Source organism: Mycobacterium sp. NGS27, assembly GCF_059813005.1.
In genome coordinates this window covers 167,342-184,913 of record NZ_JCALDT010000004.1, presented here as the reverse complement: position 1 = coordinate 184,913, position 17,572 = coordinate 167,342, and the positions used below count along the sequence as shown (strand labels likewise).

15 protein-coding genes are annotated in these 17,572 nt (G+C 68.4%); 8 read left to right on the top strand and 7 right to left on the bottom strand.

Translation table 11 applies throughout. The features are described from left to right. Positions 1-486: 486 nt before the first annotated feature. Complete coding sequence (locus AC5Y30_RS12335; protein WP_499918443.1) at positions 487-618, bottom strand: hypothetical protein; 132 nt, start codon at positions 616-618, stop codon at positions 487-489. A gap of 426 nt (positions 619-1,044) precedes the next feature. Here AC5Y30_RS12335 and AC5Y30_RS12330 point away from each other — a divergent pair, with 426 nt between their 5' ends. The 5 genes from AC5Y30_RS12330 (at position 1,045) to AC5Y30_RS12310 (ending at position 6,719) form a co-directional block, all read left to right on the top strand. Next, positions 1,045-2,838 carry a CocE/NonD family hydrolase gene (locus AC5Y30_RS12330; protein ID WP_499919003.1) on the top strand — a complete coding sequence of 598 codons (1,794 nt, stop codon included), beginning with the start codon at positions 1,045-1,047 and terminating at the stop codon, positions 2,836-2,838. Positions 2,839-2,933: 95 nt separating this feature from the next. Then, positions 2,934-4,067 (top strand): M42 family metallopeptidase, encoded by a 1,134-nt coding sequence (locus AC5Y30_RS12325; protein WP_499918442.1) that lies wholly within the window; start codon positions 2,934-2,936, stop codon positions 4,065-4,067. Between the two features lie 283 nt (positions 4,068-4,350). Next, the gene (gene pat / locus AC5Y30_RS12320; RefSeq protein WP_499919001.1) at positions 4,351-5,295 is read left to right on the top strand and encodes an acetyltransferase Pat; all 945 of its coding nucleotides are present in this window, start codon (positions 4,351-4,353) and stop codon (positions 5,293-5,295) included. Positions 5,296-5,351: 56 nt separating this feature from the next. After that, on the top strand, positions 5,352-6,041 hold the full coding sequence (locus AC5Y30_RS12315) for a DUF5642 family protein (RefSeq protein ID WP_499918441.1): 690 nt from the start codon (positions 5,352-5,354) through the stop codon (positions 6,039-6,041). 27 nt (positions 6,042-6,068) lie between these two features. Further along, positions 6,069-6,719 carry a DUF5642 family protein gene (locus AC5Y30_RS12310; RefSeq protein ID WP_499918440.1) on the top strand — a complete coding sequence of 217 codons (651 nt, stop codon included), beginning with the start codon at positions 6,069-6,071 and terminating at the stop codon, positions 6,717-6,719. 4 nt (positions 6,720-6,723) lie between these two features. Here AC5Y30_RS12310 and AC5Y30_RS12305 read toward each other — a convergent pair whose 3' ends face one another. Then, a complete protein-coding gene (locus AC5Y30_RS12305; protein ID WP_197694692.1) occupies positions 6,724-7,320 on the bottom strand; it encodes an alpha-ketoglutarate-dependent dioxygenase AlkB in 597 nt (198 codons plus the stop codon). A 95-nt stretch (positions 7,321-7,415) separates the two neighbouring features. On the opposite strand from AC5Y30_RS12305, the gene arcA reads away from it, so the two are divergent. Continuing rightward, positions 7,416-8,630, top strand: a complete 1,215-nt coding sequence (gene arcA / locus AC5Y30_RS12300; protein WP_499918439.1) for an arginine deiminase — start codon at positions 7,416-7,418, stop codon at positions 8,628-8,630. A 50-nt stretch (positions 8,631-8,680) separates the two neighbouring features. Here the strand turns inward: arcA and AC5Y30_RS12295 are convergent, their stop codons facing one another. Both AC5Y30_RS12295 and AC5Y30_RS12290 read right to left on the bottom strand, forming a co-directional pair. Continuing rightward, the gene (locus AC5Y30_RS12295; protein ID WP_499918438.1) at positions 8,681-9,529 is read right to left on the bottom strand and encodes a DUF559 domain-containing protein; all 849 of its coding nucleotides are present in this window, start codon (positions 9,527-9,529) and stop codon (positions 8,681-8,683) included. Between the two features lie 102 nt (positions 9,530-9,631). After that, the gene (locus AC5Y30_RS12290) at positions 9,632-11,227 is read right to left on the bottom strand and encodes a dolichyl-phosphate-mannose--protein mannosyltransferase (protein WP_499918437.1); all 1,596 of its coding nucleotides are present in this window, start codon (positions 11,225-11,227) and stop codon (positions 9,632-9,634) included. Between the two features lie 25 nt (positions 11,228-11,252). Here AC5Y30_RS12290 and rsmI point away from each other — a divergent pair, with 25 nt between their 5' ends. Then, a complete protein-coding gene (gene rsmI, locus AC5Y30_RS12285; protein ID WP_499918436.1) occupies positions 11,253-12,089 on the top strand; it encodes a 16S rRNA (cytidine(1402)-2'-O)-methyltransferase in 837 nt (278 codons plus the stop codon). Positions 12,090-12,153: 64 nt separating this feature from the next. On the opposite strand, the gene AC5Y30_RS12280 is transcribed toward rsmI, so the two are convergent. Genes AC5Y30_RS12280 through AC5Y30_RS12270 form a run of 3 tightly spaced genes read right to left on the bottom strand, consistent with a single transcriptional unit; the run spans position 12,154 to position 15,504 of the window. After that, entirely contained in the window at positions 12,154-13,392 is a 1,239-nt protein-coding gene (locus AC5Y30_RS12280; protein ID WP_499918435.1) for an aminodeoxychorismate synthase component I, read from the bottom strand. Between the two features lie 16 nt (positions 13,393-13,408). Next, on the bottom strand, positions 13,409-14,320 hold the full coding sequence (locus AC5Y30_RS12275; RefSeq protein ID WP_499918434.1) for an RNA polymerase sigma-70 factor: 912 nt from the start codon (positions 14,318-14,320) through the stop codon (positions 13,409-13,411). Then, positions 14,317-15,504, bottom strand: a complete 1,188-nt coding sequence (locus tag AC5Y30_RS12270; protein WP_499918433.1) for an NAD(P)/FAD-dependent oxidoreductase — start codon at positions 15,502-15,504, stop codon at positions 14,317-14,319. Before AC5Y30_RS12270 ends, AC5Y30_RS12275 begins: the two co-directional genes overlap by 4 nt. 366 nt (positions 15,505-15,870) lie before the next feature. On the opposite strand from AC5Y30_RS12270, the gene AC5Y30_RS12265 reads away from it, so the two are divergent. Further along, on the top strand, positions 15,871-17,541 hold the full coding sequence (locus AC5Y30_RS12265; protein ID WP_499918432.1) for a hypothetical protein: 1,671 nt from the start codon (positions 15,871-15,873) through the stop codon (positions 17,539-17,541). The last annotated feature ends 31 nt before the right edge of the window (positions 17,542-17,572 follow it).

Here is a 17,572-nt window from a genome sequence, read left to right as displayed (position 1 = left end):
TGGAAAGCGCCAAAGTTGTTGCCCGATCACGCTTTACGCCAGCGCTTCTGAACGCTTTGTCATCGTTGACGGTCGATCCGACGCCAAGCCGACGGACTGGCGTCACGGCGCCGGCTGACGGCATCGGGTTGGATTCCGGACTGGCCAACGGGGCCGCCGCGGACGACTGCGATGCGATGGCCGCCACCTGGGCGTGCACCGCCCCGCAACCAAAAACGGTGGCGACGAGAGCCAGCGCGGCAACGATGGCCAACGCAGATCGTCGTCGTAACCATCGTGACGGCATGCTCAATCCGAAACTCACAGTGCCACACAGGCTACCAGTTATGCGTCGACCGCCGCCGAGCCGCACCGCGGCACGAAGCCGAGAAGATCTGCGCTTCAACCGGCTTCACAGCGGGCGAACACAGGGTTTGAATCGCCGCCGGCACCGGGCCGCGGACGTAGGTCCGCAGCCCAATGCCGCGATTGCCTAAGCGCTAGCGATCAGAAGCTAGTGGGAATTGGCCGCGCGCCCCCAAGCTCGATTGCTATGCAGCCCGACGACCCCAGCATCACACCGGTCAGCACCGTGACCAGCGCGGCCGCTTTCAGCATCCTCTTCTTGCTTGCGCTCATCGGTTCGCCTTTCTCCTGGTAGAGACAGCCGTGGCAGAAACTGCCGCCGGTGAGCCGATGTTATCGCTGTCTTTTGACGTGTGTGTAATATTGCGCAAACCGCAAAGGGTTTGCTGTCGGCCGACATATGCCCCGATAGAACCCGCCGCCGAATCCGCTAGGGGACCGTGGCGGCCTCGATGCCCCTCTGCCTCCACAGGAGGACTTGCTCTAAGTTCTTGTGGTATCTCGCGGCGCTGCGGCCGCGAGCCTCAGGGGGAGCTGCCGATGGTGAGAGCGACGGGATCCCAGCCGTCTTCCGACCGAGGAGAACGCGTTCTGATGGCCAGTCGGCGATTGGGGCGCGCGCGTCGGAGGCGACGCGCTCGCCAGACGAGCCCGTCGCCGTTCGCGCCGGAATGGACGCCGCCCCCGGCGTCGTACGGGGTGGGCGTCCGTCACAACGTCGCGGTGCCGATGACCGACGGTGTCGAGTTGCGGGCGGACATCCATTACCCCACGGTGCCCGAGACCGGACAGCCCGCGGCGGGTCCGTTTCCCGTGTTGTTGTCGATCACGCCGTATGGCAAGAAGGCGCCACCGCCGGCCGCCCAGATCGGCGGCGGCGCGGCCCCCTACCTGATCAAGCGCGGCTACATCGAGGTGATGGTCGACGTTCGCGGGACCGGATCCTCGGGCGGTTCGTTCGAGATGTGCGGCGAGCGGCAGACGCAGGACGGCGTGGAATTGGTGCAGTGGGCGTCGACGCTGCCCAATGCCAATGGCCGAGTCGGCATGGTCGGGCTGTCCTACCTTGCGATCAACCAGCTGTTCACCGCGGCCGCGGTCGGCCCGGAGTCGCCGCTGAAAGCGATCTTCCCGGTAATGGCGGCGCGGGATTTCTATCGCGACGCCGCCACGATGGGCGGTGTGCCGCACCTGCACGCGGTTCGCGGATACGGCTCCGTCTACACGCTGCTCAACGTGGTCAACCCGACCCTGGAGTGGCTCGCGCGCGGCGGTCACGCGCGACCGCGCTCGGGCGGCTTCGCCGCGGTTCGGCAGCGCGGACGCGACCAGCGGCGCTATTTCCGACCCCTGATCGCTGAGGTCGTCGCCGGGGGTGAAACCGCTTTTGACGGCCCGTTTTGGGACGCGATGAGTCCGGGGCTGGTCCTATCCAAGGTCGCGGCCAACGGAGTTGCGACCTTCCTCGTCGGCGGGTGGCACGACGCGTTCCAACGCGGGGCGCCGCTGAACTACGCCGCCCTGCAGAACGCGGCCGCGGGCCGGCCGCAGGACGCACCGATGGAACCCGGCCAGCCGGTATCGGATCGGATCCGACTGATGATGGGCCCCTGGTATCACGTGTCCAACCATGGCGGACTGCACCTCAACGCGCTGCAGTTGCGTTGGTTCAACCGCTGGCTCAAGGACGACGCCGACGCGGCCATCTGCGGAAAGCCGTTGGCTTTTCAGGCGATTGGAAGCTCGCAGTGGTATCGCGCCGACAACTATCCCCTCGCCGAGGCGACGCCCACCCGTTTCTATCTATCCGACGCGGGCCGCCTGAGCCCGGACGCGTCGCCGGAAGGCACCGCGGCGCCAATCACCTACGTGGCGCGCGGACCCCTGTCCGGTCGCAGCCTGGAGCAGTGGTCGCTGGGTTTGAACAGCTTCATGTTCTCCCAACGGGGCCGCAGCATCAGGTACGACCAGGACAACCGCCGCCTGCAGCGCGGCGCATTGACCTACACCACCGAGCCGTTCGGCGAGGCGAAGCTGGTGGCCGGGCCGATCGCGCTGACCATCCACGCGACGGCCACCACCACCGAGACACTGTGGGTCGCCCACCTCGACGACGTCGCCCCCGACGGGGCCAGCCGCCCGCTGACGCAGGGCGCGCTACTGGGGTCGCACCGAAAGCTGGACCCCGACCGCACTTGGTACCTGCCAGACGGCACCGTGCTGCGGCCGCAGCACCTCAGCACCCGATCGGCCGCCGAGCCCGTCGTGCCGGGGGAGGTGACCCGCTACGACGTGGAGATCTTCCCGACGGCGGCGTTGATCGCCGCCGGCCATCGACTGTGCCTGACGATCACCACCTATGACTTTCCGCATCTGGTGCCCAGCAAGCCGGCCCGCCGGGCGTTGGCCGGGGGGCGCTACCAATTGCATCAGGGCGGGCCTACGCCGTCGCACATTCTGATCTCGTTGGCAGACCCGGACGCCGTGAGCTGACGGGCCTTGTCTTCGACGGCATCCGCGCCTTCCGTTGCGTAGGTGCAGACCAACGCGGGTACTGATCCTTCGAACCCGATGACGGAGAGGATTCGATGGCGGACCGCGATCGTGACTACGCCGATGAGCTGCTGCAAGAACTGTTGTTGACTTACGGGCCGTGCGGGCAGGAGGACGAGGTACGCGCGGTTATCGCCCGCGAACTGCAACCCGTCGTCGACGACATGTGGACTGATGACGCCGGCAACCTGATCGGCTACGTCGCCGCCAACCCGTCGGCCGGCGATGCCGGGGCGCCCAACCACCGCCACCGCACGGAGTCCATCCCCGGCACCGCCACACGGGTCATGGCGCACATGGACGAGCTGTCCATGATCGTCAAACGGGTGGAATCCGATGGCACACTGCACCTGACGCAGCTGGGCACCATGTACCCGGGCAACTTCGGACTGGGTCCGGTCGCCGTGCTGGGTGACAACGAAACCCTCACCGCCGTACTGACTCTCGGCTCCGAGCACACCACCCAGGAAAGCTCGCGAATCTGGGAGACCAAACCCGACCAGGGTGACCGCGCGCTGGATTGGGATCACGTCTACGTGTTCACCGGCCGCAGCAGCGACGAGCTGACCGCCGCGGGGGTGCACGCCGGAACCCGGGTGTGCGTCGACCGCAGCAAGAGAGCCGTTGTCGAGATCGGAGACTTCGTCGGCGCCTACTTCCTCGACGACCGCGCCGCGGTGACCGCCCTGCTGCACGCCGCACGCCAACTGCGCGAGCGTGGGCAACGCCCCGCCGACGACGTGTACCTGGTGTTCACCACCAACGAGGAGGTCGGCGGGGTGGGAGGCACCTACGCCAGCGCCACCCTGCCCGGCGACCTCACCGTGGCGCTGGAGGTCGGCCCCACCGAACGCGAATACAGCACCAGCGTCACCGGCGGCCCTATCATCGGGTACAGCGACGCCCTGTGCGTCTACGACAAAGAAGTCGCCGACCGGCTGCTCAAAATCGCCACCGACCGCGAGCTGTCGCCGCAGGCGGCCGCGCTGGGTGCGTTCGAATCCGACGCTTCGCACTCAAAGGCGAACGGGCTGACCGCGCGCGCCGGCCTGCTGTGCCTGCCCACGCTGAGCACCCACGGCTATGAGGTGATCGCTCGCCGCGCGATCGACGACGTGGCCGCGATCGTCGTCGATTTCGTGCTGCAGCCGAGTCAGAAGAGCGCCTGAGGCTTGCCGAATGCTCCACGCGGCAACGCCCCGCGCGTCTGCCTTCCGGCGGGCCGCCCGATCGCACCAGTGACCCGCGCATGCTTGCCCGAGCCGCGACCGTGCTCATAACCTGGCAACATCCGACCGTATCCGGGGGGTCGGCCCGGCGCGGCAGACGACGGCGAGCAGGCGGGCAGGTCATGGCATCACCGCGACGCGCAGAGCGGTGCCGCGATGCCGCGGGCGGCGGTCCGTAGCGGTGGCCGGGCTCACCGGCGCGCGGGTGGACGAGCTGGCGACGATGGACATCTTCACGGGATGTCCCGCCGAAGACCTGGCGCCGTTGGCGGGCCGCCTGCAACCGCTGCGCGCCCCGGCCGGCCAGGTGCTGATGCGGCAGGGAGAGCAGGCGGTCTCGTTTCTGCTGATCTCGTCGGGCACCGCCGAGATCAAACACGTCGGTGACGACGGCGTAACGATCGTCGAGCATGCCTCCCCGGGCATGATTGTCGGCGAGATCGCCCTGCTGCGTGACATTCCCCGGACCGCGACGGTGACCACCGCCGAACCGTTGACCGGCTGGATCGGTGACACCAGGGCGTTCGCCAGCATGGTGCACATCCCCGGCATCACGCCGCGGCTGCTGCGCACCGTGCGTCAGCGGCTCGCCGCGTTCATCACGCCGATCCCGATTCGCGTGCGCGACGGCACGCTCCTGTTGCTGCGGCCGGTGCTCCCCGGCGACAGCGAGCGCACCGTGCACGGACACGTTTACTTCTCCAGCGACACGCTCTATCGGCGGTTCATGACCCCGCGACTTCCGACTCCCGCTTTGATGCATTACCTATCGGAGGTCGACTACGTCGATCACTTCGTGTGGGTGGTCACCGACGGCAGCGACCCGGTGGCCGACGCGCGTTTCGTGCGCGACGAGAGTGACCCGACCGTCGCCGAGATCGCCTTCACCGTCGCCGATGCCTATCAGGGCCGTGGCATCGGCACCTTCTTGATGAGCGCGCTGTCCATCGCCGCCGAGGTCGACGGCGTCGAAAGGTTCTCCGCGCGAATGCTTTCCGACAACGGGCCGATGCGCGCGATCATGGACCGCCACGGAGCCGTCTGGCAGCGCGAAGACGTCGGCGTCATCACCACCGTGATCGACGTGCCGGCCCCCCGCCACCTGCGGCGTGAGGAGGCCGAGCAGATCAAGCGTGTCGCCCGGCAGGTCATCGCGGCGGTTGGCTGAGACCCGCGCTGGCGCGGGGGAGACGGTTTGGCGATGTCCTGTGCTATCAACTCCTCATGCGGCCGTTCTGGATCGGTCCGGCGCTAATCGGGGTGCTCACGTCGGCGATCGCGGCGTGCGGTCACTCACCGGCACGCGCTCCGGCGGCCGGTCCCACGAAATCCGTTCCGGCGAGCGTCGTTACCGTCAACCCCGCGAACATCAAACGGGTCGTTCGCGACCTGCCGCACGGCTATGAGGTGAACACCGCAATCCCCAGTGCCGCCTCACCCCGGGTGATGTGGAGCCTCGGGGACGGCCTGCAGGCCAAGCCGGCAGTGTGCGGGACGCTGGCCGACCCGGGGAACGGGCGCGACCAGTCGGCGCAGGGCGTCTCGGGATCGGGCAGCGGCGGCATCGTCGACGCCGTGGTGGTGGCTTTGCCGGGACCGGTCGATCTGCCCGAGGACCTGGTTACCACGTGTGCGCAGTGGTCGGAGACCGCCGGGCAGACCGTGGCCCACGTGCACCTCACCGACGCCCCGCACGTCGATGGTGTGGACACCGTCGGAATGGTGGCCGACGTCAAGTCATCCGTCGAGTCGGGTATCGAAATAGATTCGCGCATCTACACATTCACCGCGTACCTGGGCAACTACTACGCATTTACCACGCTCACCACCGATCCGGGCTCGGCGCTGCCGATGCTGCCGCCGCAATTCGCCGCGGATCTGCTCGCCAAAACGGTGTCCACGTTGCGCAGTTGAGCTCTTCGCTTGGGTAGATTGGCGACGATGTCCAAGATCTTGCCCGCGGTCGTAGCTGTCTGCGTCCTGGCCGGCTGCTCATCGGCCACTCACCCGGCGAAGGTCGACATCAACAAGGTCGTCGACGTGAAGTCCAGCTTCGGACCCGAGTACAAGGTCAGCGACATCAGCGAACGGGGAATCGATCCCAAGCTGTTGGCCGGTCGCAAACTGCCGGACGGGTTGACGTTCGACCCCGCGAACTGCGCGAAAGTCGCGGCCGGGCCGGACATGCCGGCGGACCTGCAGGGCAACATGTCCGCGGTCACCGCCGAGGGTCGCGGCAATCGGTTCGTGGTGATCGCGCTCGAGACCTCAAAAGCGTTGCCGCTCAACGATCCTGGGAAGGACTGCGCCAAGGTGACCTTCACCGGACCGCAGCTGCGGGGCGGTGTCCAGGTGGTGGAGGTGCCGCAGATCGAGAGCACCCGCACGCTGGGCGTGCATCGCGTCATGCAGGCGCTGACTTCGGGTGGCCCGCGCACCGGCGAGTTGTATGACTATTCGGCCGCATTCGGCGACTACCAGGTGATCGTCATCGCCAACCCGCTGGTGGTCCCCGATCAGCCGGTCGCCCCGGTGGACACCCAGCGGGCGCGCGACCTACTCGTCAAAGCCGTGTCCGCGGTGCGCGCCTGACTGTTTACCGCACGCCGCGCGGGCGGAACTGGATGCTCACCCGGGGGCCGACCGATGCCGTCGTCTTGGGCACGGCGTGTTCCCAGGTGCGTTGGCACGATCCGCCCATCACCAGCAGATCGCCGTGCGCCTGCGGCAGCCGCAGCGACGGCCCGCCGCCGCGGCGGCGCATCGCGAAAGAGCGGGTGGCGCCCAGGCTGACGATCGCCACCATGGTGTCCTCGGAACTGCTGCGGCCGATGGTGTCGCCGTGCCAGGCCACGCTGTCCGAACCGTCGCGGTAGCAACACAACCCGACCGTCGTGAACGGCTCACCGAGCTCCCCGGCGTAGATGTCGTTGAGCCGGCGCCGCAGCCGGGCCAGTTCCGGATGCGGGGGCTCGTCGACGGCAAGGTCGTGAAAGCTCACCAGCCGCGGCACGTCGACGACGCGGTCGTACATCTGGCGGCGCTCCTCGCGCCACGGCACCGTCGACAGCAGGGCGTCCAGCAGGTCATCGGCATCGGTGAGCCAGCCGGCACGGATCTCGATGAACGCGCCGTCGCCGAGTTGTCTGCGCTCGGTGTGCTGGAACAGGGAGCCTTGGACCGCGATCTCCACGGAAGTGAGTTTATCGCACATCCGTTCGATGGCGGGTGGCGCGCGACGGGCGTGTGTGGCGGGACGGCAAGGCGGGGCGCCGCTACGGTTGAGCTGTGGGTGTTGTCGAGCTGGGCACCAATTCCGAGGTCGGCGCGTTGCGCGTGGTCATCCTGCACCGCCCCGGCGCCGAACTGCTCCGCCTGAATCCGCGCAACCTCGACCAGCTGCTGTTCGACGGCCTGCCCTGGGTCGCCCGCGCGCAAGACGAGCACGACCAGTTCGCCGATCTGCTGCGGTCCCGCGGCGTCGAGGTGCTGCTGTTGTCGGACCTGCTCACCGAGGCGCTGACGCACAGCGGAGCCGCCCGGATGCAGGGCGTCGCGGCCGCCGTCGACGCGCGACGACTCGGAGTGCCCTTGGCGCAAGAACTTTCGGCATACCTGCGGGGGCTCGAGCCGGCCCGGCTGGCTCAGGTGCTGATGGCCGGCATGACGTTCAACGAGTTGCCCTCCGACACCCGGACCGACGTCTCACTGGTGCTGCGCATGCATCACGGCGGCGACTTCGTCATCGATCCGCTGCCCAACCTGGTGTTCACCCGCGACTCGTCGATCTGGATCGGCCAACGGGTGGTCATCCCGACGCTGGCGCTGCGAGCCCGCACCCGCGAGGCGTCGCTGACCGATCTGATCTACGCCCACCACCCCCGATTCACCGGCGTGCGACGCGCCTACGAGTCGCGCACCGCCCCCGTCGAGGGCGGTGACGTGTTGCTGCTGGCGCCCGGGGTGGTCGCGGTCGGGGTCGGGGAGCGGACCACTCCCGCCGGCGCTGAAGCGTTGGCGCGCAGCCTGTTTGACGACGACCTCGCGAACACGGTGCTCGCGGTGCCGATCGCGCAGCGGCGCGCCCAGATGCACCTGGACACGGTGTGCACCATGGTCGACACCGATACGGTGGTGATGTACGCGAACATCGTCGACTCGTTGTCCGCCTTCACGATTCAGCGCACGCCGGACGGGGTCGCCATCAGCGACGTGGCCCCCTTCCTGGAGGCAGCGGCCAAGGCGATGGAGATCGACCAGCTCCGCGTCATCGACACGGGCCTGGATCCCGTTGTCGCCGAACGCGAGCAGTGGGACGACGGCAATAACACGCTGGCGTTGGCGCCCGGCGTGGTAATCGCCTACGAACGCAATCTGCAGACCAACATTCGCCTGCAGGACGCCGGCATCGAGGTGCTCACCATCGCCGGCTCCGAACTGGGTACCGGCCGCGGCGGACCCCGGTGCATGTCCTGCCCCGTCGCCCGCGACCTGCTGCCCTAGACGCGTCGAGATTGCCGCCACGGTCGCGATTCGCGCGTGAACCGCAGCCGTCATGGCAATCTCGACGACGAACGGCGGGCCAACGCTTCGCGCGCACGTTGGACGATGAGGTTCGGACGGTCCTCGTTGATCACCCTGATCACGTTCCAGCCAAGTCGGCCAACCATCTCGGCTCGCCGGATGTCTTTGACGTACTGTCTTCGATCGGTGCGATGTTGCTCGCCGTCGTACTCGACCGCCACCATCGGCGCTTCCCACCCCATATCCAGGTAAGCCACCACACGTCCGTCGGTGACCCGAATCTGCGTGGCAGGCGCGGGGAGTCCCGCGTCTATGAGGACGAGTCGCAGCCAGCTTTCTTTGGGTGATTGCGCGCCGCCGTCCATGAGTGCCAAGGGCGTTCGGCACCGGCGCACTCCTCTGGCTCCTTTGTGGGTGATGATCAACGGAGTCACTTCGGCCGCGGTGACACCCGTCGCGGCGGACAACGCGTCGAGATGAGCGACTGCTGATCCCCGCGGTAGGTGCCGGCCCAGATCGAACGCCGTACGCGCCAGGCTGGTGACAGGTAGCCCGCCCAGGTCAACGATCTCGTCGGCGCCGATTCGTTCACGGCGAACGATGATTCCGGGCGGAGGATGGTTGAACGGCCCGGTGATCTCTATCGGTGTGGATTCGTCGACCCACTTGTCCCCATGGAGCGCCGCCGCCGCGCGGCCCGCGACGATTCCCCGGCGGCCTGACCATAACCACGCCCCGACGATGTTGTCCCGCAAGGATCTCGAGGCGCCTTTCGGCAGGTAGACGTCTTGATGAATCCGCCGGTAGTTCCAACGCAATCGGCCCCGGGTCAGCCCGCCGCGCGCTACCGCCTCGGTCCCGAGGAAGACCCTCGCCACGCGCTCATCATGATGGTCGGCGCCGCTGTCGCGTCCACATTGCCGCCATGGCTGTGGACAAGGCGCGAAGCGCAGCCCTCACGGCAATCTCGGCGGCGAAAACTAGCGCCAGCTGGGCAACCAGATCTCCATATTCCAGGTCTGCTGCGAAATCGGCAGACCGGTGAGCACCGGGAACAGCCACGCGAAGTTGGTGACCACCAGCGCCACGTAACAGCACACGGCGATCAGCCCAAGCGTGCGTCGCTCGGAATTCGGCTGCAGTCGCAGCCGCCGGGGCGGGGCGCCGGGGGTGTAGAGAATGTCGCCGCAAATGAGCGCGATCGCCATCACCAAGAACGGCGCCATGGTCGCGGCGTAGAAGAAGTACATCTGCCGGTCGATGTCGGCGAACCAGGGCAGCCAGCCCGCGCAGTAACCGACCAGCACCGCGGCGTAACGCCAGTCGCGGCGTACCAGCATGCGCCACAACGCGAAAACCAACACCGGCACGGCCAGCCACCACATCGCCGGGGTGCCCACCAGCATCTCGGCCTTGACGCACGATTGCGCGCCGCACCCGGCGACGTTCTGCTCGTCGATGGCGTAGAGCACCGGCCGCAACGACATCGGCCAACTCCACGGTTTCGATTCCCACGGGTGGTAGTTGCCCGCGGAATTCGTTAAGCCCGCGTGGAATTGGAACGCCTTGGCCGTGTAATGCCACAGCGATCGGATGGCGTCGGGCATCGGAACAATCGCATGGTCGCCGATCGTCTGGCCCACCTCGTGCCGGTCGATCGCGGTCTCGGAGGCGAACCACGGCGCATAGCTGGCCAGGTACACCAGCACCGGCATGACGCCCAGCGCGTATGCGGTCGGAACCAGGTCGCGGCGCAAGGTCCCCAGCCACGGCCGGGTCACCTGGTACTGACGCCGCGCGGCCACGTCGAAGGCCAGCGACATGGCACCGAAGAACAACACGAAGTACAGGCCGGACCACTTTGTGCCGCATGCCAAGCCGAGGAGGATCCCGGCGCCAAAGCGCCACCACCGCACACCCAGCCGCGGACCCCACACCGTCTCGGCGTTGCGGCCCTCGGCCAGCGCGATGTGCATCCGCTGCCGAACCTGGTCGCGGTCGACGATCAGCGCGCCGAAGGCGGCGACCACGAAGAACGTGAGGATGCCGTCGAGCAGGGCGGTCCGCGAGGCGACGAAGCTGACGCCGTCGCAGATCACCAGCACGCCGGCGATCGCACCGATCAGCGTCGAGCGGCTGATCCGCCGGACGATCCGCATCACCAGCGCCACCATCACGACGCCGAGCAGTGCGCCGGTGAACCGCCAGCCGACCCCGCTGTAGCCGAAGATCGCCTCGCCGAGGGCGATCAGCTGCTTGCCGACCGGCGGGTGGACGACCAGGCCGAAGCCCGGGTTGTCTTCCACGCCGTGGTTGTGCAGCACCTGCCAGGCCTGCGGCGCGTAGTGCTTTTCGTCGAAGACCGGGGTGCCGCCATCGGTGGGCGAGCCCAAGTTCAGGAACCGGGTCACCGCCGCCACCAGCGTGATCACCCCGGTCACCACCCACCCGCGGATCTGATCGGTCGGCCCGAAATCGGCCACCGGCACCAGCGGTCCGGGGCTGACGACGGGCACGGCGCGCTCCGCGTCGGCACCCTCGGTGTGCAAGGGGGATTCGCGGGGCGGGGCAGTCATCGGTGTCGATCGTAGGCTGTCGGTCATGACCACCGGCCGCCTGTTGCTGGGCGCGACCCCCCTGGGCCAGCCGTCGGATGCCTCACCCCGCTTGCTGGACGCCCTGGCCCGAGCCGATGTGGTGGCCGCCGAGGACACCCGCCGGGTGCGCACGCTGGCCAAGTCCCTCGACGTGCGAATCGCCGGTCGGGTGATCAGCATGTTCGATCAGGTCGAGAGCACCCGGGCACAGTCCGTGATCGAGGCGATCCGCGCGGGCGCGACGGTGCTGGTGGTCAGCGACGCCGGGATGCCGCTGATCAGCGATCCCGGCTACCGGCTGGTGACGGCCTGCGTCGAGGCCGGCCTGCCGGTGGGATGCCTGCCCGGGCCGTCGGCGGTGACGACCGCGCTGGCCCTGTCCGGTCTGCCGGCCGAGAAGTTCTGCTTCGAGGGATTCGCGCCACGCAAGAAGGCGGCGCGGCGGACCTGGCTGGATTCGCTGGCCGACGAGCGGCGCACCTGTGTGTTCTTCGAATCGCCGCGCCGGTTGTCCGCCTGTCTGCGCGACGCGGTCGAGCGGCTCGGCGGCGAACGCCGGGCGGCGATCTGCCGGGAGCTGACCAAGGTGCACGAGGAGGTGGTCCGGGGATCGCTCGACGAACTGTCGGCGTGGGCGGCCGACGGTGTGCTGGGTGAGATCACCGTGGTGCTGGCCGGGGCCACCCCGAGCGCCGACCTGGCGTCGCTGGTCGCCGAGGTCGAGGAGTTGGTGGCCGACGGCGTTCGCGTCAAGGACGCCTGCGGCCAGGTGGCGGTCGCCCATCCGGGGGCGCGTTCGCGCCAGCTTTACGACGCCGTGCTGCGGTCACGACGCGACTAGCGGCGGTCGCAAGCGCGGCGAAGCCGGGCGTAGCGGGCCGCCACCATCAGGACTAGCCGCTCGGTCAGCCGGCGGCGATGGACGGCAGCCCGACGATGGGGGACGCCTTGTGCAGGCATTCGGCCCACTCGGCGTCCGGGTCGGAGTCGGCGGTGATCCCGCCGCCGACACCGAGCACCGCGCCGCCCGCGGCGTCGAATTCGACGGTGCGGATCGCGACGCTTAATTCGCAACCGGCCACCGGCGAGGCCAAACCGATTGTGCCGCAGTATATTCCACGACGATTCGGCTCCCACTGCGAAAGCAGTTGACGGGCACGGTGTTTGGGCGTCCCGGTGACCGAGGCCGGCGGGAACGCGGCGTCCAGCAGCGCCGACGTCGGCAGTTCGGTGGGGACCTGCGCGGACACGGTAGACACCAGGTGCCACACCCCCGGGGCGCGCCGCACCACCAACAACTCTGGCACGGTCACCGTTCCGACGATCGCGACCCGGCCGAGGTCGTTGCGCACCAGGTCGACGATCATGATGTTCTCCGCGACCTCTTTTGCCGACGCCCGCAGCGCCGACGGCCAGGCGTCCAGCGGCAAGGTGCCCTTGATCGGGCTGGACGTGACGATCGTGCCGCGCCGCCGCAGGAAAAGCTCCGGCGACAGCGACGCCACCGCACCCCAGGCGCCGGTGACGTAGGCCGCCCGTGCCGGGGAGGTGCGCGCGACGCCGTCGATGAAGAAGTCCAGCGGGTTGCCGGTGACCGTTCCGGTGAACTGCGTGCACACGCACGCCTGGTAGACCTCGCCGGCGCGGATGGCTTCCAGGCAGGCCAGCACCCCGTCGCGATGCGCCGCCCGATCGGCGATGCCCCAGTCGATGTGGCACTCGCGCGGCGGAGCCGTCGGCGTGGTCAGCGCGGTGGCGAGCCAGTCCGGCATCGGTGCTCCCGAGAGGCTCTCGTACCACCACTGCCCGTCGCGGTCGCGGCGCAGCACGCTGTCGGTCCAGCCGCCGGCGGCTTCGGGAATCCGGTTTGGCCGGGCGTCGGCGCCGGGGTCGGGATACGACAGGTAACCGATCCAGCCCCCGCCCACCGCGTGCGGCTCGGACGTCCGCGATGCCGGGACCGCGAACACGTCGCCGACTTGGACCGGGCGCACCGACAGGCTTGGCGCGATCACCGCCAGGGCGCCGAACCACTCGCCGGTAAGCGCGGCCGGCGGCGGGAGACCCAGCCGGGTGGTGGCGTCACCGACGGCGCGCAGCACCTGGGGTGCGGCGCCGAGATCGCCGAGCCGGTCGATGCGCACCGACCCAGTGTGCCGCTCAGCCGCGGCTGATGTCGCGGGCGGTGGCCAGGGCGGCCAGCTTCTGCGGGTTGCGCATCACGTAGAAGTTGGTGATCTTGTCCTCGGCGATCTCGAGAGTGATCACGCCTTCGAGCTGTTCGCCGAGGTAGAGCAGCACCGCCGGGGCGCTGTTGCAGGTCACCATCTCCACCCGCATCGCGCCCATCGTCGCGGCCCGGCGCATCAGGCCGGCGATCGCGCGGGCGACCTTCTGCGCGCCGACCACCGGCCGGCGGGCGGCCCTCACCACGCCGCCGCTGTCGGCCGTCCAGGTCGCGTCGGGGGCGAGCACAGTCATCAGCGCGTCCACGTCACCGCCGGCCGCCGTCGCCAGGAACTGCGCGGTGATCTCGGCGTTGCGTTCCGGGTCGACCGAGTCGAATCGCTTCCGCCTGGCCCGCACGTGTTCGCGGGCCCGGTGCGCGACCTGCCGGACGGTGGGCGCCGGCCTGCCCACCGCCTCGGCGATCTCGGCGTAGTCGAATCCGAACACCTCGCGCAGCACGAACACGGCCCGCTCGTCGGGACTCAGCGTCTCCAGCAACACCAGCATCGCCATCGAAATCGATTCCGCCAAAACGACGTCGGCCGAGGGGTCCTGCTCGTCGAGCAGCAGCGGCTCGGGCAGCCACGGCCCCACGTAGTCCTCGCGCCGGCGAGCACCGGCCCGCAGCGAGTTCAGCGCCTGGCGGGTGACCAGCTGGGCCAGGTACGACTTGGTGTCGCGCACCGTCGCCAAGTCGACCGCCGCCCACCGCAAATAGCTGTCCTGCAAGACGTCGTCGGCCTCGGTCGCCGAGCCCAGCATCTCGTAGGCGATGGTGAACAGCAGTGGCCGCAGCAAGGTGAACCGTTCGGCGTGCTCGCTGCCGGTCGGTGCTTGCGTCATCGCGCGGCGACCTCCTCGTCGGCCGGTGACTGCGCGGGCCGCTTGCCACCCTTGATCCAGAAGTACGAACCGGGCTTGGCGGCCTCGCGCCGGATCGACCACAGCGTGCCCTTGCAGATCGCCTCCTTGACCGAAGCCGCCGCCCGGCCGCCGAGGAACATGTTCACCGGGGTGTCGTCGGCGCGGGAGAACTGGACGGTCGCGTGGGTGCGGCCCAGGCTGATGCATTGCCCGACGAACGCCTGGCTCAGGGCCGCGGGGACGTCGCCGGCGATGCGGCTGAGCACCGTGTTGGCGGCCTGGACACCCAACGGGCCGGCGGCCTGGCAGCTCATCCGCAACGGCTGACCCGACGGCGCGGCGGCGTCACCGGCGGCCACGATGCGCTCGTCGTCGATGCTGGTGAGCGTCTCGTCGGTGAGCAGCCGGCCCATCGGGTCGGTGTGCAGCCCGCTGCGCGTGGCCAGATCCGGCACGGCGAATCCGGCAGTCCAGATGGTCGCCGCGCTGGGCAGCACCACGCCGTCGGTGAGCACCACCTCATCCCAGCGCACCTCGGCCACCGCCACGGACTCCAGCACGTTGACACCCAGGCCGCGCAGTTGTTTGGCCACCGAACGCCGGCCCCGCTTGCTCAATGACGGACCGAGCACCGGGCCGCAGACCAGGGTCACCGGGCGGCCACCCTCGGCCAGCTCGGACGCGGTCTCGATCCCGGTCAATCCGCCACCCACCACGGTGATGGGTGCCGGCAGCGGCAGATCGGTGAGCGCGTAGTGCAGCCGCTGCGCGCTTTCCAGATCAGCGACCGAATGTGCGAATTCGGCGAAGCCCGGCACCGCCGATGCGGTGACACCGGTGCTTCCCACGGCGTAGACCAGATAGTCGTAGCTCAGCTCGGCACCCGAGGAAAGCAGCACCCGCCGGCCGGCGGTCTCGATCCGATCGACGCTGTCGACGATCAACCGGATCCCTTCGCCGAGCAACGTCGCGTAATCGGCCGTCGCCGCGCCGGTGTCGGCGACCAACTGGTGCAAGCGGATTCGCTCGACGAAGACCGGTCGCGGATTCACCACCGTGATGTCGATGTCCGGGCGCTGACGCAGATGGTTGGCCGCCAGTGTTCCGGCGTATCCGGCGCCGACAACGACGACATGGGTTCTTTCGGGGGCCACCTCGGTCATGGCTGTCTCCTTTTCGTGAGGACCTGTGCCCTTGAGACACCGCAGAACCGCCGAGCGTGACAGCCAAGTCCGCAATTGTGACCCGTCTCACTGCGCGCAGCTTGCCCGTGCACCCCCGCTGAGCTGCAGCGAAGCTATGCCGAAACGCGCATGATACGCTGCGCTACGCCAATTTCGTGGCCCGCCCCAGGCCGGATTCACCCACCACTGAAACGCGCGAAAATATGGGGCCACTTACCGCGCATCGGTGTGTATTGGGAGAAGCAACCTTGACGACGACGATCGTTTTGACTGGGCCCGGCGGCGCGCCGGTGCAGTCGCACAACCCCCGCGACCCGTGGTCGCCGGGCGCGATCTGACGCCACCATGGTGTGCTCATGGAGGAAGCGCGCGCTGGCCGCTGTCCTGTGCGCGGCCGCGGCGCTCAGCGGTTGCGGTGACAAAAGCGACCCTGGACCGCTATCTGCGATGGTCAGCCCGGCCATCCCGCCCACCGCGCAAGAGATACCCAACCCGCTGCGTGGCCAGTATGAGGAAATGCTGAATCCGCTCTTCCCGCAAGGTAATTCGGCGCAACAGCGATACTCCGCCTGGCCGGCGTCGTACGACGCCAGCCTGCGTGTCTCGTGGCGGCAGCTGCAGCCCGTCGATCCCCGCGCCTTGCCCCCCGACGCGCCCGACGACCGCAAGTTCGACTTCAGCGCCATAGATGACGCGCTGACCAAGCTCGGCAGTCGCAACATGCGCCTCACCCTGGGCGTGTACGTCTACAAGTCCTGCTGCAACGATTCCTACGCCGGCAACACCAACATCGCGATCCCGGACTGGCTGCGTCCGTCGGCGGCCAGCTATCCCGCGGCGCCGGCCGGTTCCGCACCGGGCGTCACCCAGGTGGTGCCGAACTTCAACGACCCCGACTACCTCAACGGCGTGGGCCAGCTGCTGGCCGCGCTCGGCCGCCGCTATGACGGCGACGAGCGGCTATCCGTGTTCGAGTTCTCCGGATACGGGGACTTCGGCCAGAACCAGCTCGCCTATCTGCGGGATTCGCTGGGCACCGCGGGGCCCACCCCCGACGAAAGCACCGCAAAGCTGGGCTATTACAGCCAGTTTCGCGACCAGAGCATCACCAAAGCTTCGATCGCCCAGCTGGTAGCGGCCAACGTCAACGCCTTCCCACACACCCAACTGGTGGTTGCTCCGCAGAATCCGGAGATCGTCCGCCAGCTGTTCGCCGAGGACGTCACCAAGAAACTGGCCGCACCGGTCGGCGTCCGCGCCGACTGCCTCGGGGTGCAGACGCCGTTGCCGGAATGGGCCGAGTCGAACGACTCGCAGTACGTTCGGTCCAACGACGCGGTCGTCAACGCGATCAGGCAGCGGCTGATGAGGGCGCTGGTGATCAGCCAGTGGTGCCGTTTGCCCAAAGGAGCCGATGCGCGGTCGTACTACGAAAAGGGGCTGCACGACGTCATCCGGTACCACGTATCGATGACCTCCAGCACCGATTTCCCGGACCGCGATGCGGCGTCGGCGATGGACCCCAAGCTGTTTCAGTTATGGAGCCAGGCCAATACCTCCGCCGGCTACCGGTATTCGGTCGAGGCGAAGCCGGGCTCGCAGTCGATCCAGGGCAAGGTGGCGACGATCTCGGTCGACTGGACCAACTACGGCGCGGCGGCGGCCACCGAGACCTGGGTGCCCGGCTACAAGCTGGTCGACTTCTCGGGCGCGGTGGTTCGCAGCCTGCCCGCGACGGTCAATCTCAAGACCCTGGTCCACGACGAATCCAGCCCGTCACGCGAGGAGCCGGTTGCGGAGTCCGCCACCGAGTCGGTACGCGTCGACGTGACGGGCCTGGCGCCCGGTCACTACACGCTGCGCGCCTCCGTTGAATGGCAACAGCACATACCGGGCGCCTCACACGTCGTGAACTACGCACCGATGGCCCTGGCGCGGGACGGGCGCGACGGTGCCGGGCTGTACCCGATTGCCACACTTGACATCCCGAGTGACTCCGTTAGCGGGCAAAACTAACGATCCACGGCGTGTGACACGTTCTGATGGT